The 22378-nt window shown below is 56.7% G+C and carries 16 protein-coding genes; 2 read left to right on the top strand and 14 right to left on the bottom strand.

Features of this window, described 5'->3' with window-relative positions; all coding sequences use genetic code 11:
- Window positions 1-6 precede the first annotated feature (6 nt).
- From AC0IM9_RS12530 to AC0IM9_RS12505, 6 genes are all read right to left on the bottom strand, one after another.
- A complete protein-coding gene (locus AC0IM9_RS12530) occupies window positions 7-1164 on the bottom strand; it encodes a uroporphyrinogen-III C-methyltransferase (protein ID WP_140910529.1) in 1158 nt (385 codons plus the stop codon).
- Window positions 1148-1927: a uroporphyrinogen-III synthase gene (locus tag AC0IM9_RS12525; RefSeq protein ID WP_482804228.1), complete on the bottom strand. Its 780-nt coding sequence runs from the start codon at window positions 1925-1927 to the stop codon at window positions 1148-1150. Before AC0IM9_RS12525 ends, AC0IM9_RS12530 begins: the two co-directional genes overlap by 17 nt.
- Complete coding sequence (gene hemC / locus AC0IM9_RS12520) at window positions 1927-2853, bottom strand: hydroxymethylbilane synthase (protein ID WP_482804227.1); 927 nt, start codon at window positions 2851-2853, stop codon at window positions 1927-1929. The genes AC0IM9_RS12525 and hemC overlap by 1 nt, the downstream gene beginning before the upstream one ends.
- A 191-nt stretch (window positions 2854-3044) precedes the next feature.
- The gene (locus tag AC0IM9_RS12515; protein ID WP_482804226.1) at window positions 3045-4334 is read right to left on the bottom strand and encodes a hypothetical protein; all 1290 of its coding nucleotides are present in this window, start codon (window positions 4332-4334) and stop codon (window positions 3045-3047) included.
- A 177-nt stretch (window positions 4335-4511) separates the two neighbouring features.
- Window positions 4512-5708, bottom strand: a complete 1197-nt coding sequence (locus AC0IM9_RS12510) for an AAA family ATPase (RefSeq protein ID WP_482804225.1) — start codon at window positions 5706-5708, stop codon at window positions 4512-4514.
- 45 nt (window positions 5709-5753) lie between these two features.
- Window positions 5754-6383, bottom strand: coding sequence for a hypothetical protein (locus AC0IM9_RS12505; RefSeq protein ID WP_482804224.1), 630 nt, complete (start codon window positions 6381-6383; stop codon window positions 5754-5756).
- A gap of 344 nt (window positions 6384-6727) precedes the next feature.
- Between AC0IM9_RS12505 and AC0IM9_RS12500 the strand changes: the two genes are divergently transcribed.
- Window positions 6728-6997, top strand: coding sequence for a hypothetical protein (locus AC0IM9_RS12500; protein ID WP_482804223.1), 270 nt, complete (start codon window positions 6728-6730; stop codon window positions 6995-6997).
- Window positions 6998-7026: 29 nt separating this feature from the next.
- Here AC0IM9_RS12500 and yccX read toward each other — a convergent pair whose 3' ends face one another.
- The 3 genes from yccX to gltA all read right to left on the bottom strand — a co-directional run bounded on the left by yccX (window position 7027) and on the right by gltA (window position 10902).
- Window positions 7027-7299, bottom strand: coding sequence for an acylphosphatase (gene yccX / locus AC0IM9_RS12495; RefSeq protein ID WP_140910535.1), 273 nt, complete (start codon window positions 7297-7299; stop codon window positions 7027-7029).
- Entirely contained in the window at window positions 7296-9491 is a 2196-nt protein-coding gene (gene rlmKL, locus AC0IM9_RS12490) for a bifunctional 23S rRNA (guanine(2069)-N(7))-methyltransferase RlmK/23S rRNA (guanine(2445)-N(2))-methyltransferase RlmL (RefSeq protein WP_482804222.1), read from the bottom strand. The genes yccX and rlmKL overlap by 4 nt, the downstream gene beginning before the upstream one ends.
- 115 nt (window positions 9492-9606) lie before the next feature.
- Window positions 9607-10902, bottom strand: a complete 1296-nt coding sequence (gene gltA / locus AC0IM9_RS12485; protein WP_482804221.1) for a citrate synthase — start codon at window positions 10900-10902, stop codon at window positions 9607-9609.
- Between the two features lie 164 nt (window positions 10903-11066).
- Between gltA and AC0IM9_RS12480 the strand changes: the two genes are divergently transcribed.
- On the top strand, window positions 11067-15077 hold the full coding sequence (locus tag AC0IM9_RS12480) for a hypothetical protein (protein ID WP_482804220.1): 4011 nt from the start codon (window positions 11067-11069) through the stop codon (window positions 15075-15077).
- An 11-nt stretch (window positions 15078-15088) separates the two neighbouring features.
- Here the strand turns inward: AC0IM9_RS12480 and AC0IM9_RS12475 are convergent, their stop codons facing one another.
- The 5 genes from AC0IM9_RS12475 to AC0IM9_RS12455 form a co-directional block, all read right to left on the bottom strand.
- Window positions 15089-16558: a methyl-accepting chemotaxis protein gene (locus AC0IM9_RS12475; RefSeq protein ID WP_140910539.1), complete on the bottom strand. Its 1470-nt coding sequence runs from the start codon at window positions 16556-16558 to the stop codon at window positions 15089-15091.
- A 3-nt stretch (window positions 16559-16561) separates the two neighbouring features.
- The gene (locus AC0IM9_RS12470; RefSeq protein WP_482804219.1) at window positions 16562-17101 is read right to left on the bottom strand and encodes a PAS domain-containing protein; all 540 of its coding nucleotides are present in this window, start codon (window positions 17099-17101) and stop codon (window positions 16562-16564) included.
- A 119-nt stretch (window positions 17102-17220) separates the two neighbouring features.
- On the bottom strand, window positions 17221-18015 hold the full coding sequence (locus AC0IM9_RS12465; protein WP_278209644.1) for a response regulator: 795 nt from the start codon (window positions 18013-18015) through the stop codon (window positions 17221-17223).
- 3 nt (window positions 18016-18018) lie between these two features.
- The gene (locus AC0IM9_RS12460) at window positions 18019-19446 is read right to left on the bottom strand and encodes an HDOD domain-containing protein (RefSeq protein WP_278209645.1); all 1428 of its coding nucleotides are present in this window, start codon (window positions 19444-19446) and stop codon (window positions 18019-18021) included.
- Between the two features lie 4 nt (window positions 19447-19450).
- Window positions 19451-22258: a valine--tRNA ligase gene (locus tag AC0IM9_RS12455; protein ID WP_482804218.1), complete on the bottom strand. Its 2808-nt coding sequence runs from the start codon at window positions 22256-22258 to the stop codon at window positions 19451-19453.
- Between the last annotated feature and the right edge of the window lie 120 nt (window positions 22259-22378).

Raw genomic sequence — 22378 nt, 5'->3', positions numbered from 1 at the left:
CGCTGATTACTGGCCGGCCGTTGCGGCTTCGGCCGGCGCCGGCGGATTGTTGAACACGGCCTTATCGGTCTCGATCCGCAGTTTGCTAATGTCCTTCAGTAGCTTCAGCGAGCCGCTGACGTCCGGGTACTGGCTACGAATCTGAACCCCGGCCAGTTTATCCAGCTCAACGGCAAAGTTATCGGTCTGTTGGTTTTCGGCAAAATTCTTCTTCAGCCATTGTTTGGCGTCGGCAACACTGCTGGAAAACAAGGCGTCATTCTGTTGCACCAAGGCAATCTGGATCATTTCCAACCGAACTTTCAATTGCTGTTTGATAAAGTGCGCTTCTTCTGGGGTCAGCACGGCATTGACCGGCTGGTCGGTATGGCGCAATACCACATAGCCCTCCAATTGCTTGGCAACCTGTTGCAGGATTTCATGACCGTGTTCGGACAAATCCTGATTGGCCGCTTCCGGTTTTTCCAAGGCTTTGCCGGCATGTGGCAGAAACACCGCCAAGCTTTCTACCGAATCCTGCAATTGTTGGATTTGCGCGTAAAGGCCGACGATATCCGGCACGATGGCACTGTTCAACAACGACAGTTCTTTGGCAATCTGCTCTCTGACCTTGAATACCGCCGCATCTCCACTTTCGCGCAGCCGTTGGTCGGCCGCTTCCAGCGCCTGACGCGTGGTATTGACGTCGCCGACCAGCTGCAACCGCTGATTCGCGACTGTCAACAAGTATTCGGCATCCGCCAGCAGCCAATCGCCGCGTGTTTTACCCAATTGGCGCTGCACCACCAATATCGAGTTCTCCAATTCCTTGCGGGCTGTCGTCAAACGCTCTTCGTGCAACTGGGAGAACTCGGCCAAGGTTTGGTTGAAATGGTTGTCCTTGCCGGTCATTTCGGCATTGACGTTGGCGATCTGGGATTGCACCCCGGCCAACTGATCGCGCAAGCCGTTCAACTCCCGGTCCAGTTCGATGATTTTCTGATTGTCCTGACTATTCTCGGTGTCTTGGCTGGCTCGTAATTGCTGCAAATAATAAAAACCCGCCGCCGCCACCGCCACAACCAGGGCGATGGAAAGTATGCCTATCCAAAGACCGGCGTGCGACTTCTTAACCACTACCACCTGAGCTGGAGCTTCTTGTTTTTCTTCAATTACTTCCGCCACTGTTTTCCCCGTTCAATAACGTCGTCAAGGTCTCTAATATCGCCGCATCCGTCGCTTGCGAGCTGACTGCCACCCGTTTAAATCCTAGCTGTAGCGCAGTTTGGCCGATACGCTCGCTCACCACCACTAATCCGATTTGCCGCAATCGTTCAACCGACTCGCCGTCCAGCATTGCCAACAAATTTTGCAGCGCCTCAACGCTGGTCACCATCACCGCTGCCAGCCGGTTTCCTTGCAGTTCCGCCCGCAACCCAGCGGCATCGGCCTCCGGCCGGCTCCGGCTGTAGACTTCCAAATACTTCACTTCGGCACCGCGGCCACGGAGTCCGTCCGCCAATTTTTCCCGGCCGCCGCAGCCGCGCACAATAGTGCAGCGCAAGCCTGCAACCTGCTGCAGTGCCGGCTCGGCTAGCAAACCGTCGCTACTGAATTCGCTGGCCGGCACACACGTCACCTCGCAGCCAGCCTGCCGCAACGCTTGCGCGGTTGCGGCGCCGACAGCCGCCAGTCTGGCTCCACGCCAACCCGGCATTTTGCCACCGAACGCCGGTATAGCAAAATCCACAGCGTTACTACTGGTAAAAATCAGCCAATCGCTGGCTGCGGCATCAGCCAGAGCTTGTGCCTCAGGCTGATGCGCAACGATCAGCAAGGTCGGAAACCGCACCGGAATCCCGCCACGGCTTTCGATTAATTCGCACAAATGCTCGGCTTGACCGGCAGGCCGGGTTACTAAAACGCGCGCGCCGTTCAAACCGGGCATCACTGGTAAAGCTCGCGGAGTATCTGATCGGCCCCTTGCGCCAATAAATCGTCCGCTACGGCCCGGCCCAATGCCTCAGCCTCCTCCAAACTGCTCTCTGCCTCGGCACGGTACAAAACGGAACCGTCGGGACTACCGACTAAACCACGCATGAACAAGCGCTGGCCTTTGACTTCGGCAAAACCGGCGATCGGCACCTGGCAACCGCCATTTAGTCTGGCGTTCATAGCCCGTTCCGCGCCGACGCGGATGCTGGTCTCTTCGTCGTGCAATACCTTTAGGTACTGATGAATCTCGGCATCGTCGATCCGGCATTCGATGCCGATCGCGCCTTGGCCCATGGCCGGCAAGGACTCCTCCGGCAGCAAGCGGGCGGTGATGCGTTCCGCCAAATCCAGCCGTTTCAGTCCGGCCGAGGCCAGAATAATCGCGTCGTATTCGCCGGCATCGAGCTTGGCCAGGCGGGTATTGACGTTACCGCGCAGGCTCAAAATTTCGGCATTCGGGAATTTTTCCTTAATTTGGCATTGACGACGCAAACTGGAGGTGCCGATTCGGGCATCCGCCGGCAGCTCGGCCAAAGCCCGGTAACGGTTGGAGACGAAGGCGTCGGTCGGATCTTCGCGTTCCAGAATCACCGCCAGATGCAAGCCATCCGGAAATTCGACCGGCACGTCTTTCATCGAGTGCACGGCAATATCGGCCGCCCCTTCCAGCATGCCCTGTTCCAGTTCCTTGACGAACAAACCCTTGCCGCCCACTTTCGCCAACGGCGCATCCAGGATTTTGTCGCCGCGAGTCACCATCTTCACCAGTTCGGTTTGCAAGCCCGGAAAAGCCTGACGCAAGCGCTCGGCGACGTGCTCGGCCTGCCACAAAGCCAGCGGACTTTGCCGGGTGGCGATTCGAATGATTCTGTCAGCCAAAATAGCTCCTGCCGATTCGGGCGGGAACCACCCGCACCCTGAGTTGAGAATAAATCGCGGCTATTGTAATCCGATTCTCCGGGAAAGGTGGGGGGAAGTTATCCTAGCGTCGCCGATTGCGTGGTTCCGGCACTGTGCCTGTAAAACTACCGACAACAAACTAAAACTGGAATGAGTGTAGTGACCGGAAATCAGCCAGCGGAGGCAGGGAGTTTCGCTCTAAAAATCTGGAACCAAGTTGCAGCCCATTGCATTCGGTCTTGCATATAAGTCAATTTATCTGGAAATCGCTGTATAAACTTCGGGTGCCATGAACTAGCTTCCCAGGTAGTTTTGGGACTGGACAATCCCCTTATCTCGGGGTTGTTAGCATAAACAACAGTCAGCGCCGAGTTCTTGTCCGCACGATGAAACACACTGTTGATCAAGACATCCGGCAATGCGACGTTTTTAGCGACTAGCCTGTTTGCGGCCAAATTAAAAATCGGCTGCCCCCACGGTGCGGTATCGTGTCCGACCCAAAAACACATCTGCTTGCCGAAATCCTGGTTTTCCGCCGTTTTAGCGGCTTGTGCGCCGGCAGCATCGCAAGCCGAGTGCCGAGCGAAACCTTTACCATCAACGACAAACTGTAAGCGTAGTACAACCATTTCCTGTAATTTGTCTTGCTCAATTTTGGCCAACACCGCCAATTCATCGCTGCCCCGACTGGACGGATTCTGGATGTGTGCCAACCCCTGCCAGTCTCCCTCCGGCAGCGGTATCGCCACATCGCCGATCACAACCTCATCAATAAAGCGACGCCCGGAAACGGAATCAGCCCGGTTTTCAGTTTTACCTGCGGACGCCACGCTCACCGCGGGCGAAGATACAATGGTAAAACGGTCGCTTTTGGGAAGTCCCTGGAACGAGACCGGACTAAGGCCCGTTATGCTGCGAAGCTTATCCAGCGCTTGCGAGTATTCCGCAGAGTCCTTGCGATAAGCGTAAAAGTGATCGGAATGGCGTGAACAGTTCACGCAAGGAGAGGAATCATAGGTATAAACGTCCACCGGGATATCCTCGGTGACCCCCTGAAAATCCTGACCGTGATACCCACCGAGAATAATTCGCCGGACGTTCCCGGCCTTTGCTCCAACCAATACCCATTTAACCGGCTCGTAAGACATCAGCGCGAGTACTTTGGGTATCGGGGAAGATGGGACTGTCACGGTCACGATATTCTGAGTGTGCTGTACGGCATATTGCTGATGACAATTCAGCATCGCTTGAGAATCCTTTCGGTTGGGACACTTTGCCCACCACGGCTGGGATTTAGGTCCATCGGCAGCGCCCCCACTATACACACCGACGACATGCAATTCGGTACCGGGCGGCAAAACATTAGCCTGAGGTGGCAGGCTGACGTCAAAGGACTCGTCGTGTCCGGCTGATCCGGTTGATACCTGACCTTGTGTGGTGTTGGCCGCCACCTGCTGCACCGAATTCGCCGCACTCGCTCGGTAACTGGCAGCACTGGGTCTGGATGTAACCATCTGCTGCCAAGGTCCCAACCACACCACTAACGCGGAAGACAGGCAGGTCAAAACCACAGTCCAGCGCCACGTTGCCGATCGAACCCATAACCCTTCGCGCTCCATCGAGTTCACTTTGAAACTTTAACCTCGCGCTCGAGCCACAACTCGTTGCTCACCGTCAAAACTCAATTCGATGGCTTTAACGCCACATTTCTTCGCTTCTATCAGTGAATCCGCCAAACGCTCTTCAATGACACGCACCAGATCCCTAGAGGAACTACTCTTCCCGAGCTTCTTGAAACGCGCCATTAACGTCAGGATAATTTGGGGGTCGATACCCTGATTGACGACTTCCAAGCCGTAACTACGAATCATGTCCTCGATTTCCAAAGCAGCGACTCTGGCAACATCCAAACCTTGCAGCGCTCGAAACACGAATATTCGATCCAGCCGATTCAAAACTTCGGGGGCAAATAGACTCTCGCGGAGCGCTTCGACCGCGCTCGACCTCATCATGTCTGGCTCGCCAGCGAAAGTCTCGGCCAATTCCGTCAGGCGGTCAGTCGCTGCATTACTAGTCAAAACAAAAATCGCCGAGGTCGTGGCAATGTGGCGGCTATCGGAGCGCTCCGTTACAAATCCATCATTCCAAGCGGTCAAAAAGGCTTTCAGCACATCCGGATGCGCTTTCTCGATTTCGTCCAACAGCACCACCGCATCCGGCGTGTCCCGCAGACCGGCCGTCAACTTTCCATAACTGTCGGAACCGACATATCCCTTGGTCATACCGAACAATTGCGACAAAGAATAACTACCGGATGCAAATTGCGTCATGTCAAAATGCAGCAACGGACGTTCAAGTTCGTCGGCCAGCACTTTGGCCAGATAGGTTTTGCCGGTACCCGGTGGCCCGGCGAACAAAAATACGCCGACAGGCTTGCCGCGCTGAGATAAGGCCAAGCGCCGCCTAATTTGGGCAGATATGTCGTCGCAAACGCCGTCCTGCCCGACTACCCGCTGTTTCATCGCCTTGGAGAGACTTTCGGCGTCGATAAATGTAGCATTCTCCGCTTCGGCCAACCCGTCTTCTATAGCCTGTCTATTGGTCAGGCGGTCGAGAATATCCATAAGTAGCCCCTTGTGTAAAAAAGTGGGAAGCCGGGAGCACTCGTAGAGCCATCCTAGCGCTAACAACAGCCATCCGACTAGAGCAAAGCCGGCGATATAGGCGATGTTGCTACGCAATCCGGAAATGATGCTTGGCACGACTGGCGCCTTCGGCCAGTGATCCTCAGCAAACTGAAACAAACTGACGAACGCCGTCACCGCAAACAGCACAGGCATCCAACGGCCAAAGGCACTAATCATCCGTCAACCGCCCAATCAAGAGGCCGGTAAAACCAAACTGACGCCCGGTTTTAACACCGGCAGCGCAAGCGGGTTACCTCCGCTCTCAACGCCAAGCGTGATACCTCCGCCACCGTCATGAACTCCGGTTATTTTCACAGACTTAGTCCCGTCAAGCGGCACCGCGATCCGGGTTGGTTTTTTTTGTAAAACCACATCGCTCTGATAGCCGGCCGAAGCCACGTTGACCACATCGCCATCTGCGGCAGCAAAATCCCACAACGTGACCCACACCAACCTCAATCCGCTTGCCGCCGGATTAGCGTCTGGAGCCAAATCAACGCGCTTGGACAATTCCGACATCAATTGTTGCCGCTGTTCAGGCGGGAGTCGCATCGTAGCCAAAGCGGCTTCCGTATCGCTATCTGACACCGGCACTAACTCGACTGATTGGATCTTGGCGAACGTGGTCTCCAATTCGGCTTGGTGGGTACTGGAAACCTTATCGACAGCACCGGAAATCCATGCATCATCAATAGCGTAACCCAGCCCGGCAACCAGCAAGACACTGATCAAAAGTAACTTAAGCGGCGAAGCTTGGCCGCTTCTGACCCGCCTCGACTCCTGCTCATTGCGTGACTGCTTTATCGGTTCCAAATGTTTCATGCTCTCCGGTATCCTCGAAGAATCGGCGAATTCCGCCGAGCAAATGATCTAACGCCATAATTGGCCGTATTGGCAGATTCACCATCTCAATCAATGTAAGCCACAACAACTCGACCGCTTGCCACAGCGAACTTTCCAAGTGATTTGGCCCGCCAAGCTTAGCCGTTACGTCAAAATCCGCAAGCCCAGTCTCCAACCGCATATCTCGAATGTGAGCCTAGTCCGTCAAAATGATCGAAATGCCCTATGCGGGGCCTAACCGAGGTCGACAAAGCATCTGCCAGCGCTTGGAAAAAACGAAGATCGCTCTATCTTTAACCTGACAAATCTGACGAGTAGCCCGCATGAAACGATCCATACGCCTGCTAGCAGGCGTCGGCCTGATTGCCGCTATACCCAGCATCGGCTGCTTTACCTACTACGCCGCGGCGGAGGCTGACGCTGGCCGCGAGGCATTCGGCATTTCAGACCTGTTGGCGTATCCGATGGCTTTGTTGTCGTTCGCCGCCTTGGCGACCGGCCTCAGTGCCGAACCTCCTAACATTCGTCAGGCCGCGCTGGCGGCGATTTTTCTGTTGGCATCGCTCGCATTGATCTTGAGCCATAGCTTTTGAAAAACAGCCGACCGATACCGTCACCAAGCTCAACGAATTTCGAAACCCGCAAAATGTTCATCGCTGTGATGCTGCGTCACCGTCACCTCTCCGACTTTGGCCAACAGCGGCCCTCGATGGCACCAGGCCACCAATTTTTGCAATTCTTCCGAATGACCGCTGGCGACAATTTCCACGGAACCGTCAGCCAAGTTGCGAACGAAGCCGGATAGATTGAGCTTTACCGCCTGCTTCTGGGTATAGGCCCGAAAATAAACGCCCTGCACCCGGCCTTTAACGATGATATGCACACAATCCGTCATCGGCTGATCCTCCAGCAATAATGAATTTTTTGGTCGCGGGCGAAATCGTCCGGGATCGTGGCCGCAGTTATATCTTCGAAGTGCAGACCGGCCAACGCCTCGCGGTCCAATTTAAAACGGCGGAAGTTGGTCGAGAAATACAAAACCCCGCCGGGCGCCAGTAAGGCCGCGGCGTTTTTCAGCAACGCGACATGATCGCTTTGGATATCGAAGGCCTCGTCCATTTTCTTGGAGTTGGAAAAGGTCGGCGGATCGAGAAAAATCAGGTCGAATTGCGGCCGGTTTTTTAACGCCGCTTGCTCGGCCAGCCATTTTGGGCAATCCGCCCGCATCAGTTTATGGTCGCCGCGGATGCCGTTCAATTCGAAATTACGCTTGGCCCAGTCCAGATAGGTGTTGGACATATCGACCGTGACCGTCGAGGCCGCACCACCAACCGCCGCATGCACCGTGGCGCTGCCGGTGTAGGCGAACAGATTCAGAAAGCGCTTACCCTTGGCTTCCTGTTGAATCCGTAAACGCATCGGCCGGTGATCGAGAAACAGGCCGATATCCAGATAATCCTCGAAATTGACCCAAAACTTGCAACCGCCTTCCTCGACGACCTGGAAGCGGCCGGAGTCGCCTTGCTTTTCGTATTGGTCGGTCGCTTTTTGCTTACGGCGGATTTTCAAAAACACCTGGTTGGCCGGGATTTCCAGCACCTTGGGAATCTCGGCCATCGCCCCAGCCAGGCGCTGGTTGGCCTTGGCCGGATCGATGGTTTTCGGCGATTCGTATTCCTGGACGTTGACACAGATTTGTTCGCCCTGGTACACATCCACCGCCACGGCGTATTCCGGCAAATCGGCATCGTACAAGCGATAGCAATGCACGTTATTCTGCTTGGCCCATTTCGCCAGCTTTTTCAGATTCTTGCGCAAACGGTTGCCGAACATGTCCGCTTGCGGATCGACCTGTTCGGCTTGGGCGCGGCGCCAGATGGATTCGGCGCGCTCCTGTTGCGACTTGGCCTTGGGCTCGAAGAACGCTCTTTCCTCAATGTTAAAACGCAACAACTTGCATTCCAGCGCCCCGTTGAACAACGTGATCGGCTTCTGCGAGCGGATGCCCAGCCTAAAGCCCAGCTCCGGGTCGCTGATGATCATCGCCGCCTGCCAGCCGGCGAAGCGCTGTTTCAACACCTCGCCGAAGCGGCGGTAAAGCGCGGCGGTTTCCGCTTCGTCGCCCAAGCGTTCGCCGTAGGGCGGATTACAGGCGATCAAACCTTTGGGCCAGCTTTCCGCCGCGGCCGCATCGCCGATGTCGCGTTTTTCGATATGAATCTTGCCGGACAAGCCGGCGTTTTCGACGTGCTGAACCGCAGTGGCGACGGTACGCCGGTCCTGGTCGAAACCGACGATGGTAGGCAGTTTTGCCAGCCCGGCCTCGCGGCGTTGCCGTGCTTCGTCGAGCAAGCCTTGCCACAACTCGGCATCGTGTTTCTTCCAGCCCAGAAAACCAAAATAATCGCGCTGCAAACCCGGCGCGATATCGGCGGCAATCAAGGCGCCTTCCAGCAGCATCGTCCCGGAACCGCACATCGGATCCAGCAACGTGCCGCCTTGTTCGGCAATCTTCGGCCAGCCGGCGCGCAGCAAAATCGCCGCTGCCAGGTTTTCCTTGATCGGCGCGGCAATGCTGACGTCGCGAAAACCGCGCTTGTGCAAACTCTCGCCGGACAAATCCAGGCTGAGCTGGGCCAAGTCGTTGTGCAGATAAACATTGACCCGCAGCGAGGGCCGTTCGGTCTCGACACTGGGCCGTTTGTTGAATTTGGCGCGCATCTGGTCGACGATGGCGTCTTTGACCTTTTGCGCGCCGAAATGGGTGTTGTTGATGGCAGGACTGTTCTTGCTGCTGAACGACACCGCCAGACTGTCGTCCGGCTTCATATGCTCGAACCAGTTGATGCGTTTGACGCCGTCGTACAAGTCCTGCTGGGATTTGACCTCGAAACTGCTCAATGGCAGAAAGATCCGGTTGGCGACCCTGGACCACAAACACACCCGGTAGGCCAGCGCCAAATCGCCGTCAAAGGCCACCCCGGCCAGCTTTTCCTTGACGTTTTGGCCGCCGAGGCTGCGGATTTCATTGGCGAGGATGCCTTCCAGCGCCTTGGGCGCAGTAGCGTAAAGAGGGTATTGCGTCATGATGGGCGACCGGAACAAGTGGGTCGGCTAGGATACTAAAACTGCCGCCGCCGCGGCGGCATTTTTTGGCAACACGGCGATTCGCCTCGCGCGAATCACCGTGTTGCCAAAGGGCTTAACGGGCGGAGATCGGTTTCACATCGCGGGTGGTCACGCCTCTGTACAACTGGCGCGGCCGGCCGATTTTCAGTTCCGGATCGGAGATCATTTCGTCCCATTGCGCGATCCAGCCCACCGAGCGCGCCAACGCGAAAATCGCGGTGAACATCTCGGTCGGAATCCCCAGAGCCCGCAACACGATGCCGGAGTAGAAATCCACGTTCGGATACAGTTTTTTCTCGACGAAATACGGATCTTCCAGCGCGATCCGCTCCAATTCCATCGCCAGCTTGAACAAACGGTCGTCGTTCAGATTCAGCTCGTCCAGCACTTCATGGCAGGTTTGCCGCATCAGCTTGGCGCGCGGATCGTAGTTTTTGTAGACCCGGTGACCGAAGCCCATCAACCGGAACGGATCGTTTTTATCCTTGGCCTTGGCCACATATTCGCCGATTCGCGACACGTCGCCGATTTCTTCCAGCATATTCAATACCGCCTCGTTGGCACCGCCATGCGCTGCACCCCACAGACAGGCGATACCGGCGGCGACGCAGGCGTAAGGATTGGCGCCGCTGGAACCGGCCAGACGTACCGTCGAGGTCGAAGCATTTTGCTCGTGATCGGCGTGCAAAATCAGAATCCGGTCCAGCGCCCGCATCAGTACCGGGTTGGCCAGATAATCCTCGCCCGGATCGCCGTGCATCATGCGCATGAAGTTTTCGGCGTAGCCCAGTTTGCGCTTCGGATAAATGAACGGCATGCCGATGCTGTATTTGTAGCACATCGCCACCATGGTCGGCATTTTTGCGATCAGCCGAATCGCGGACATGTAGCGATCTTCTTTGCAGGTAATATCCATCACGTCGTGGTAGAACGCCGACAGCGCACCGACGACGCCGACCAATACCGCCATCGGGTGGGCATCGCGGCGGAATCCGCTATAGAATTTGATCAACTGCTCGTGGACCATGACATGCTGGCTGATGGTCGTGACGAAGCCCTTCATTTCCGCGCCGTTGGGCAGATCGCCGTTCAATAACAGGTAACAGACTTCCAGAAAGTCGCATTTCTCGGCCAATTGTTCGATAGGATAGCCGCGGTACAGCAACACACCGGCGTCGCCGTCGATAAAGGTGATTTTCGAGGTACAACTGGCAGTGGAAGTAAAACCGGGGTCGTAAGTGAAACAACCGGTTTGCGCGTACAGCGAGCGAATGTCGATGACCGACGGCCCCATGGTGCCAGCAGTAACCGGCAATTCGACGGCCTGTTCCTGGCCATCGTGTTTTAACGTCACTTTTTGATCAGTCATGTCAAATTTCTCCGGTAATAACGAGCGTTTTAGACGGGGTACGCGACTTATTCTATTGCAATTAGCGAATAAACACAGCTTAAGATCGGGATTGTTTACAAAAAGACCTCGATAACAGGGGTTTTCCAATTCACTGAAACCGGGTTGATTCCGGGGAGGACAAGATGGAGCGCTGGATATGGTTGGTTATTCTTTTGGCCTGGCAAGGCATGCGGCAGCCGGCTAACGCTTGGGAACTTCAGGATACCCCGGAACCCTTAAAACCCTGGATCGGCTGGGTGCTGCACGACCAACCGCAACACGGCTGCCCGTTCTGGTTCAACGACCTCCAAAACAAGCAATGCGCCTGGCCCGGTCGATTCGTGCTAAACCTGCAACCCAACCGCGGCAATTTCGAGTCCGAGTGGACACTTTACCGCAAAAGTTGGATCACGCTACCCGGCGACGAACGCCACTGGCCGCAAGCCGTGACGGTAGACCAACAAGCCGCTCCGGTCGCGATCAAGGATGGCAGGCCGGCCCTGGAATTACCGGCAGGACATTACCGGATCAGCGGCCAATTCGTTTGGGACCAGCTTCCGGAACAACTGGCCATCCCGGAGGCCTCCGGCTTACTTCGGCTTAGTATCGACGGCCGGCCGGTGGATTATCCGCGGATCGAACAGGGTGCGGTCTGGCTGGCGGAGCGGGCCGCAGCCGACGCCGGCAATCGGGAGAACCGCCTGGAACTGCACGTTTTTCGCCAAGTTATCGACGAATCCCCGCTGCAAATGATCACCCGGCTGGACCTGGAAGTCTCCGGCGCCGCGCGAGAGCTTGAATTTGGCCATGCCTTGTTACCGGGCTTTATTCCGATCAATGTCAACAGCCCGCTGCCGGCCCGGCTGGACGGAAACGGCCGCTTATTCGCCCAAGTCCGCCCCGGTCACTGGATCATCGATATCCACAGCCGCCATCCGCAGTATTTGACGCAACTGGAGCTGGCAATCGACGATGCCGGCTGGCCGCAGGAAGAATTATGGACGTTTCAAGCCTTACCCTCCCTGCGGTTGACCGAAATCACCCAACCTGCGGCGATCGACGGCAGCCAGACCAACCTGCCTGACGACTGGCGGCATTTGCCGACCTACCGTTTGCACCAAGGCGACAGCATGATTTTCAACGTGATCCGCCGCGGCGATCCCGAACCCGAACCCAACCAGCTAGCCCTGACCCGCACCCTGTGGCTGGATTTTTCCGGCACCGGTTACACGGTCAACGACCGGATTAGCGGCAGCATGCGCCGCGACTGGCGGCTGAACGCGGAGCCGGAGTTACATCTCGGCCAAGTACAACTGAACGGTCAAAACCAGCTGGTCACTCAATTGCCCGACCATAGCCAAGGCGTGGAAATTCGTAGCGGCAATCTGCAACTGAATGCCGACAGCCGGATCGAGACCGATATCTCGAGTTTGTCCGCCAGCGGCTGGCAGCAACGCTTTCAGCAGGTCCGGGCTGAACTGAAAACACCGCCCGGCTGGCGCTTACTGGCGGTGACCGGGGTCGACAACGCCCCGGACACCTGGCTGAACCGCTGGACCTTGCTGGATTTGTTTCTGGTGTTGCTCGGCGGCCTGGCGGCCGGACGCCTGTGGTCTTGGCCATGGGGCGGCGCGGCCCTGCTCGGCTTGAGTCTGATCTGGCACGAACCCGATGCACCGCGCCTGATTTGGCTGCTGACTCTGGCAACGCTGGCCTTGCTGCGGGTATTACCGGAAGGCAAAGCCCGGCACTGGTTGGCCGCTTGCCGCAATTTGTGTTGGCTGACGCTGGTTGCGTTGGCGGTTCCATTCGTAGTGGATCAAATCCGGATCGGCATTTATCCGCAACTGGAGCAGCCGGAACAGATCGAGCCGAGCGCCGCCTACACCAGCGCGCCCGCCGCACCTGAAGCGTTGCAAAGCGATGCGGCGCCGGCAGAACTGGCTGACACGCTGCCCGAGGCAAGAGTATTAAAACGCAGTTACTCGACGAAATCCGAAGCTGGCGGCGGAGCCAGCAGCTCCGCCGACCTGGAGCGGACCGATCCCGACGCCAATCTGCAAACCGGCCCCGGTCTGCCGAACTGGCATTGGCGTAGCGTCCATCTGGCCTGGAACGGCGGGGTAGATAGCCAACAGCAAGTGCAGCTGTGGTACCTGCCGCCCTGGGCCATGATGTTGCTGCATTTTTTGCAGGCCGGGATAACCCTGGCGTTGATTCTACGGCTGACCGACGTCTCGATCGGTGGCTGCTGGCGCCGGATGGCGCCCACTGCTGCCTGTGTGGTGCTGGCGCCGCTGCTGGCTATGCCGAGCCGACCGGCATATGCGGATTTGCCCGATCCGCAATTGCTGGCCGAGCTGAAAGCCCGGCTGTTGCAAGCTCCCGCTTGCTTGCCTGACTGTGCTCAGATCGCGGAAATGCAAGTGCAAGCTAAACCGGACCTGCTGCGCTTGCAATTGCAAATCCACGCCCAGCAAGCGCTGGCGGTGCCGTTGCCGGCACAGGCCGACCAATGGCTGCCGGAAACGGTAGAGGTCGACGGCGCACCGGGGCAGGCCCTGTTCCGCAATGCCTCCGGCGACGTCTGGCTGGCGTTGCCGCGCGGCGTACACAGTGTGGCGATGCAAGGCCGCTACCGGGAACCGGTCAAGTTCACACTGCCGTTGCCGCTGATCCCGCAACATGTGAGCCTCGACGCCGAAGGCTGGCGCATCGACGGCGGCTACGAAGACGGCAAAGTCGGTCCGCAACTGGAATTCAGCCGGCTGCAAACCGAAACGCCGACCGGTAAAGTCCTGCCGCAAACGGCGCTGCCGGCGTTCGTCCGCGTTAGCCGCACTCTGCACCTGGGCCTGGATTGGCGCATCAGCACCCGAGTCGAATCGCTGGCTGAATCCGGCAATCCAATCATGTTCGAACTACCGTTGCTAAAAGGCGAGGCGGTAACCACCCCGCTAGTCCGGGTCAAGGACGGCAAGGTATTGGTGAATATTGCCGCCAGCGAAGGCAGCGCAGAATGGGAATCGGTCCTGGAAAAATCGGGCCAAATCGACTTGCTGGCCGATGCCGGGGGCCAATGGCACGAAGTCTGGCAGGTCGAGGTAAGCCCGGTTTGGCGCCTGCATAGCGACGGCCCGGCTCCGATTTACCGGGAAAATCCGCAAGGCCCCTGGCTGCCGGAGTGGCATCCCTGGCCCGGCGAGCGCGTGTCGTTGAAAGTAGAACGCCCGGCGGCGGTCGCCGGGGCCACGCTGACGATAGACAGCAGCGAATTGTTGGTTCAGCCCGGCGCACGTAATCAGACTGCGGAACTCACGCTGGCTATCCGCAGTTCGAAAGGCGGCCGACACACGATCATTTTGCCGGACACCGCCCAACTGCAGGAAGTGGCGATCGACGGCATCAGCCAGCCGATACGCCAGCAAGGCGCCAGTGTCAGCCTGCCGTTGCGGCCCGGTCACCAGCAAGCGGTGTTAAAGTGGCAGACCCCGCTGCCGCTCGGTTTCACGACCTCCACGCCCAGTGCCAATCTCGGCAGCGCCAGCGTCAATAGCCGCATTCGGTTGATCATGCCGCAAAACCGCTGGCTGCTGTGGACCTCAGGCCCCTCGTTCGGCCCGGCTGCGTTAATTTGGGGCTTATTGTTGGTACTGGCTCTGATCGGCATCGGTCTGAGCAAAACAGGAGCCACGCCGCTGAAGCACTGGGAATGGTTTTTACTGCTGACCGGCCTGAGCCAATTGCACGTTGCCGCCGGCATTTTCATCGCCGGCTGGCTGTTTGCGTTGCAATGGCGCGCCAGGCAGCCGCCTGCCGGAGTACACCGCTTCAACCTGTTACAAATCGGCCTGGCAAGCGGCAGCGTATTGGCTTTGCTGGTATTGGCCTGGGCGGTGGAACAAGGCCTGCTCGGTAGCCCGGAGATGCAAATCGCCGGTAACCATTCGACGGCTTACCAACTGAATTGGTACCAGGACCGCAACGACCCGCAGTTGCCCAGCGCCACGGTACTCAGCCTGCCGCTGGCAGCGTACCGCGGCCTGATGCTGGCTTGGGCGCTGTGGCTGGCGGCGGCTATGTTGAAATGGTTGCGTTGGGGCTGGGCCTGTTTTGCGGCGGGAGAGATTTGGCGCAAATCAGCCAAAACCTGACCGGCATGGCATCAGCTACCTTTATGCTTTTCCTCGACCATGGCGTCGATCATCAGCATAACGTCGGCGCTGGCGTTTTCGGCCAACTGCATCTGATGGATGATTTCGTTCAGCATGGCTTGATCTTCCTGCCACTTGCCGCGTGAGATTTGGTATGCGCGCTGGGTGGTGGTGTGGACGTCGGCATGCGGTTGGTTCAGTTTGGCGTAAGCCGCGGTATGCCGAAAAGATTCGTAGCCCAGCCCTTCGTAATACCACTTGCCCAATCGGCAATTATGGTTGTCGACCATAATGGCCTGACGTTGCGGACAATCGCTAGGCGTTTCTATCGAAATATAGCCGTTCTGCTTGTAGATGATATGGTCCAACTTGGTCAGCAAACCGAAGGATTTGTCCTTGGCGTAGGCGATAAAGCCCAGCGAAGCTTTGGCGGATTGCGACAGGTTGGAAAACTGTTGCCGGAACGAGCTGACTTGGGCCATGATCTCCTGCGAAATGGCCGCTGAAGTTTCGGCTTCTCCATGCATTTGTTCGACGCGCGAGTTAAAGGCTCTCAGCGTCTTCGAGACTTCCATCGCCGCGTCCTTGGTATGCTCGGACAAGTTTTTCACCTCGTCCGCCACCACCGCAAAGCCGCGACCGTGTTCCCCGGCCCGTGCCGCTTCGATCGACGCGTTCAATGCCAACAGGTTGGTTTGGTCGGCAATCCCGGTGATCATCGATAAGGATTCGGTAATTTTTTTGCTGTCGCTGATCAAGGCTCCGATCACGTCGGACACCGAATGCACGTTGGAATTGATATCGGCCAACGAGTGGCTGATCGTTTCTACAGTGGCCAAACTATCGTCGGCGTTGCGCCCGGTTTCGGTGGCGATGCTCTCCACCTTTTGCATCTGCTCGGTGATATTGATCAGATCGTTTTGGTTGCCTTTCAGATTAGTCAGCAAATTGGAAGTATTCAGCGCGTGCAAGCCGGCCGACAAGCGGTTTTTGATCATTAGTTGGTCGTTTTCGTCCATCAACTTGATCGCCGCATTCATGTTTTTGGCCGACTGCTTCAGCAAACCCGGCAAACCGTCGACCAGAGCATAGCGTTCATGGTTGCCTTGCGAGGCATGACTGAAACAGGTACTGATTTCCTTGAAATAACATTCCATGATGTCCAGTGTCTCGTTCAATTCCCAGGCCACCTTGCCGATTTCGCCCATGCCGCGGGTTTTGGTGACCCGATGGTAGAGCTCTCCGTCATTGGTATGCTTCAGCACTTGCTCCATCCGCTCCAACACCAGCAGACTTTGTCTGCCGGTCTGCCAGGCGATCAGAGCCACCAGCGGCAACGGCAATAACAGCAGCAACATGATCCAGGAAAAACCGAACATGATCACGGAGTAAACCAAGGCACCCAGCGCCGAGACCAGTATCGCCGCTACCGCATAATTCAGCTTGGTTCTTAAAAACGGAATGTTGGCATTGGAACTCATCGCTTAAACTCCGTTGGGCTTGTACAGGTTGAGCACTAAACTGTTGTAATGCTTAACCCCGGTTTGCTTGACCTGATCCAGAAGGTACGCCAGGGATAAATCCGGGGCATCCTTGGCGGAGCTGCGCTTTTCAATGGCGAGCATTTCCCGGTAAATCGGAATCAGCACCTCCAACGCCGAGCGCGGCGGATTGCGCCGCACCGAATAGTAACCTTGCAACTTGCCGTTACGGTCGTAGTCGGGCGTGATGTTGGCGAACACCCAATAATAACCGCCGTCGGCACACAGGTTTTTAGCGAATCCGAAAAACTCGTCGCCGGCTTTCAAGGTATTCCACATAAATCGGAATACACCGCGCGGCATGTCGGGATGGCGAATGATGTTGTGCTGTATGCCGAGCAGTTCGTGTTCCGGATAGCCGGCAATCTCCATGAAAATCCGGTTGGCGTAGGTAATTCGCCCGGCAGCGTCGGTTTTGGAGACGATAAAATCCTCGTCGCCCAGTTTTTTTTCATGATTGTTGGGAGTAATTCCGGGTTTCATGGGCGCACCGTTCAGGAAATAACATTACTAAATCTAGCTGAATTTCCGGTTTTGGGGGTACGCTAATGCCGCTTTTTGCCGTGTGCGTCGTGAAATATCCGCACGCCTGCGGGACAGGGTCAATTCAGCAGATTAATCAATAACCGCTTGATCGACGCCGGTTCGAACGGCTTGTCGAGAATGGCAGACACATCCGATTTTTCGATAGCGGCCAGCCGGCTTTGGTTCTGTTCGCTGGTCACCATCAGGACCGGCGTGGAGCCTCGCTCCGGATGGTTACGGATATGTTCGACCAATTGCAAGCCGTCCATTTCCGGCATGTTGTAATCCGTGACAATCAGATCGAAATAGTGCTGGCTGAAAAGCTGCAAGCCTTGTTTGCCGTCGTGGGCAACGGTCAATTGGTCAACGCCGATGTTGTTAAACACCTTGGTCAGATATTTCAAAGAAAAATCGCTGTCGTCGACCAGCAGCACCCGCAAGTCTTCGATATCGATATGTTCCAGCCCGAGCTTTTCCGGATGCACGTATTCGAGCGTGGACTGCAAGGCCGTACGCAAGGCTTCGCGACCGAACGGTTTGGGCAGAATCGCAATCGCACCGGCTTGGCGTATCGGCTCCAGGTATTTGATATTGGTCTCGCTGGAAATCAACAAAAAGGCCATTTCGTAGGAGGCACTGTCCTCGCGCAAGGCGTGAACCAATTCCACACCGGTCATGTCCGGCAAATACATCGCACTGACCACCAAATCGGGCCGGCTATGCTGCAAACCCTGAAACAACTCCCGGCCGCTGGCGACGCAAATGATGTCGCTGATACCGAAACTCTGTAAATATTGGATGATGATGAGCTGTTGGGTGTGGGACGGCTCCACCAGAAACACTTGGAGATTCGACAGCTCGGGATCGGTCATGGATTAATGGCCCTTCATACAGTAGAGAGTCAAGCCGATATGAGCTTGCTTGGCGAAATGGTTGGCGGCGATAAAATCTTCGCGGGTTAAAGGTAGCCCATGAATGGAGTGGTCGCAATAGATCAGACCGACCATCTTGTTCTCGGCCCGAATCGGAAAGACAAAACATTCGTGGCGGCCGATATGCTGCACGATTTGGGGGGTATAAAGGCCGGGATGCTGCTCCGGAAATTGCCAGGCGCCTTCGGTTTGGCGCAGGGCGTTGAAAAACAAATTGGTGGAATTTTCCGAATTCAGAATCCGCAGCTTCTGTTCCGGAACCGGTTTGCGCCAACCCAAGGAAAATTTTTCGTTCAGCGCCTGTTTATCCGGACTTAGCAGCATGAATAAGGTCCTATCCATTTCCACCCCGCGATGGATGCCTTCAAGCACCATCTCGAACAACTGGTTCAGGTTGATTTGGCCGCTGATATGGCTGCTGATATCCTGCAGGATCTGAAACTGCAATTGCTTCTTGTCGAACGGTTCTTCGACCGGCGCTTCGTCGGCCACCGCATCGACTTTGATAAAGCGCGACGCATCGTCCGCACCGAATTGGCGGGCGATCAGCGCCGCCTCCTGGGTATTTTTCTCGATTCTGGCACGTATTTCCGGCAGCGGCAGCCGGGTGAGCTCGCTGAACTTAGTCAGACAAGCGGTCATTAGCGGTGAATCGGGGCCGGCCTGCAACGCTTGGCAGATATCGTGACCCAACTTGACCATCTGCACCCGTTTGTCCGCAGAATCGGGTTTGGCGATCGCTTCTTCGATCAATCCACCCAGGCTCCAGGACTTGCTGAGCTTTTTGCCGAGATCGCGCAACGAAAACCCGAGGATTTTTTTCTCGGCTTCCGCGCCGCTCAACCCGCATTTTTCGAGTTTCGCGTGCGCCTGCTTGGAATGCGGGTCGCTGGAACACCAAAACGCGACGTGGCCGAGATTGTGCAGCAGGGCCGCAACGAACACCTCCTCCGGCGAAATATCGCCCACGGCGACCGCAAGATTCTTGGCCTGGACCGCCGCATGCAGAGCCTTGGCGATCTCCCGGTTGGCCCGATTTTTATCGCTGGTCGACAAAATCGCTTCGAAGAACGAACATGCCAGCGTCAATTCGCGGATGATTTCGGCACCCAACACGACAATAGCCCGCGAAACGGTGCTCATCTTCTGCTTGGACGGATTGTAGTACGGGCTGCTGCCGACTTTCAGCACCTTGGCGGTCAGATTCGGGTCTTGCAAAATCACCGTCGCCAACTCCATTGCCCCTTTCTTGCGATCATCCAACGCCGCATAAATATTGTGCGCGGTGTTGGAGAAAATCGGCATTTCCTGGCCGCGCAACAGCTCCGTCCAGTCTTCCAGGTTTGCCGGCGCTTTTTGTGGTCCGCCCATCGGCTTACAAGGCTTTGATTTTGGCGTACTGTTCCTTCAGATTGGTCAACGAGGATTGCAAACCGGCCAGTTTCTCGCGCTCCTTGGCAATCACTTCAGGCGGCGCCTTGTCAACAAACGCGGCGTTGCCGAGTTTGCCTTCGATGCGCGGCAATTCTTTTTCGATGCGTTGAATTTCCTTGTCCAGCCTTGCCAGTTCGGCATCTTTGTCGATCAAGCCGGCCATCGGAATCAGAATTTTCATCTCACCGACCAGCGCAATCGCCGATTCCGGCGCGTTGTCGCCAACGTTCAACCAGGTGATGCTTTCCAATCGGCCCAGCTTTAAAAGATAGCTTTCCAATTCTTTAAGATTGGTTTGGTCGGTCGCGGAGCCGTTTTGCAACAACACATTCAACGGCTTGCCCGGCGCGATGTTCATCTCGCCGCGGATGCGGCGGATGCCCAGGATGAAATCCATCGCCCATTGCACTTGGGTTTCGGCTGCGGTGTCGATGGCGGTGGTATCGCTGTCCGGATACGGCTGCAGCATGATGGTCGCGGTGGTGACGCCAGCTAGCGGTCCGACCCGTTGCCAGATTTCCTCGGTGATGAACGGCATGATCGGATGCGCCAGCCGCAGCACGGTTTCCAGGACTCGCAACAAGGTTTGGCGGGTGCCGCGTTGCAGCAGTGCATCGTCGCTTTGCAGCGAGATTTTCGCCAGCTCCAGATACCAGTCGCAGTACTCGTTCCAGGTAAATTCGTAGATCGCCTGTGCCGCCAAGTCGAAGCGGTAGCTGTCGATGGCGCTGCGGGTGTCGGCGATGGTGCGGTTCAGTCGGGACAGAATCCACTGGTCGGCCGGGCTGTAGCGGCACTCGGCGCAATCGACGCCGTTGTCCTGGCCTTCGGTATTCATCAACACATAGCGCGCCGCGTTCCACAATTTGTTGCAGAAGTTGCGGTAGCCCTCGGTACGCTGCAAGTCGAAGCGGATGTCGCGGCCGGTCGAAGCCAGCGAGGCGAAAGTAAAACGCAGCGCATCGGTACCGTAGGACGGGATGCCGTCCGGGAACTGCTTGCGGGTGGCTTGCTCGATTTTCTTGGCCAAATGCGGCTGCATCATGCCGGACACGCGTTTTTCCACCAACGCATCCAGCTCGATGCCGTCGATGATGTCGATCGGATCCAACACGTTGCCCTTGGACTTGGACATTTTCTGGCCTTCTGCGTCGCGCACCAGGCCGTGGATGTAAACCTCTTTAAACGGCACGTCGCCCATAAATTTCAAGCCCATCATGATCATCCGCGCTACCCAGAAGAAAATGATGTCGAAGCCGGTGACCAGCACGCTGGTCGGATAATGTGCGGCTAACTCCGGGGTTTTGTCCGGCCAGCCCAGGGTCGAGAACGGCCACAGTGCCGACGAGAACCAGGTGTCCAGCACGTCTTCATCCTGTTGCAGCGGATAATCGGCGGCCAAGCCGTGCTTGGCGCGAATTTCAGATTCGGAATGGCCGACGTAGGTATTGCCCTTATCGTCGTACCAAGCCGGAATGCGGTGGCCCCACCAGATTTGCCGGGAGATGCACCAGTCCTGGATGTTGCGCATCCATTCGAAATAGGTATTTTTCCAGTTGTCCGGCACGAATTTGATGGCGCCGGTTTCCACCGCTTCGATGGCCGGCTTGGCTAGCGGCGCGATTTTGACATACCACTGGTTGGTCAGGAACGGTTCGATCACCGCGCCGGTGCGGTCGCCGCGCGGCACCATCAATTTGTGATCGGCGATTTTTTCTAGCAAGCCTTGGGCGTCCAGATCGGCGACGATGCGTTTGCGGGCTTCGAAGCGGTCCAGGCCAATGTAAGCTTCCGGGATCAAGCTGAAGCCGTCGTCATTGCCACGCACGGCGGCATCGACGGTGAAGATATTGATCAAGCCGTTATGAGGTTGGTCGGCAATGACGTTGCTGTGTTTGTGGCGCGACCAGACTTCGTAGTCGTTGAAATCGTGGGCCGGGGTGATCTTGACGCAGCCGGTGCCGAATTCCGGATCGACGTAGTCGTCGGCGATGATCGGAATCAAGCGGCCGGTCAACGGCAGTTCGACCAGTTCGCCGATCAGGTGTTTGTAGCGTTCGTCATCCGGATGCACCGCCACCGCCGCGTCGCCGAGCATCGTTTCCGGGCGGGTGGTCGCGACGATCAAGTGGCCGGTGCCATTGGACAGCGGATAGCGCATGTGCCACATCGAGCCGTTTTCTTCTTCCGACAACACTTCCAGGTCGGACACCGCAGTGTGCAACACCGGGTCCCAGTTCACCAAACGTTTGCCGCGGTAAATCAGGCCCTCTTCGTACAATTTGATGAACACTTCCTGCACCGCAGCGGACATGCCGTCGTCCATCGTGAAGCGTTCCTTGTCCCAATCCAGCGACGAACCCATGCGGCGCAACTGGCGGGTGATGGTGCCGCCGGATTGTTCTTTCCATTCCCAGACTTTTTCGATGAAGGCGTCGCGGCCGTAATCGTGGCGGGTTTTGCCGTCGGCGTTAATGATGCGCTCGACCACCATCTGGGTGGCGATGCCGGCATGGTCGGTACCCGGTTGCCACAGCGCATTGTGGCCTTTCATGCGGTGATAGCGGGTCAAGGCATCCATGATGGTGTCCTGAAACGCATGTCCCATATGCAAGCTGCCGGTAACGTTGGGCGGCGGAATCATGATGCAATACGATGCACCATCGCGGTTGGCGGCGAAGTAACCGCTCTGCTCCCAAAGTTGGTACCAGCGTTGTTCTATTGCGTGCGGGGAATAGGTTTTGTCCATGTTTTGTGTTGGAAAGGCTTGCGTTTATACGAGTGGATATTTTACCTGTAAAACTTTACCCGGCTAGATTTTCGGTGGATTTGCAAGTATTTAGCGAAAGCAAAGGCCGCGGCTGAACGC

It is taken from the genome of Methylomonas sp. Uni0011, assembly GCF_056850255.1.
This window is presented reverse-complemented; position numbering and strand designations above follow the sequence as displayed.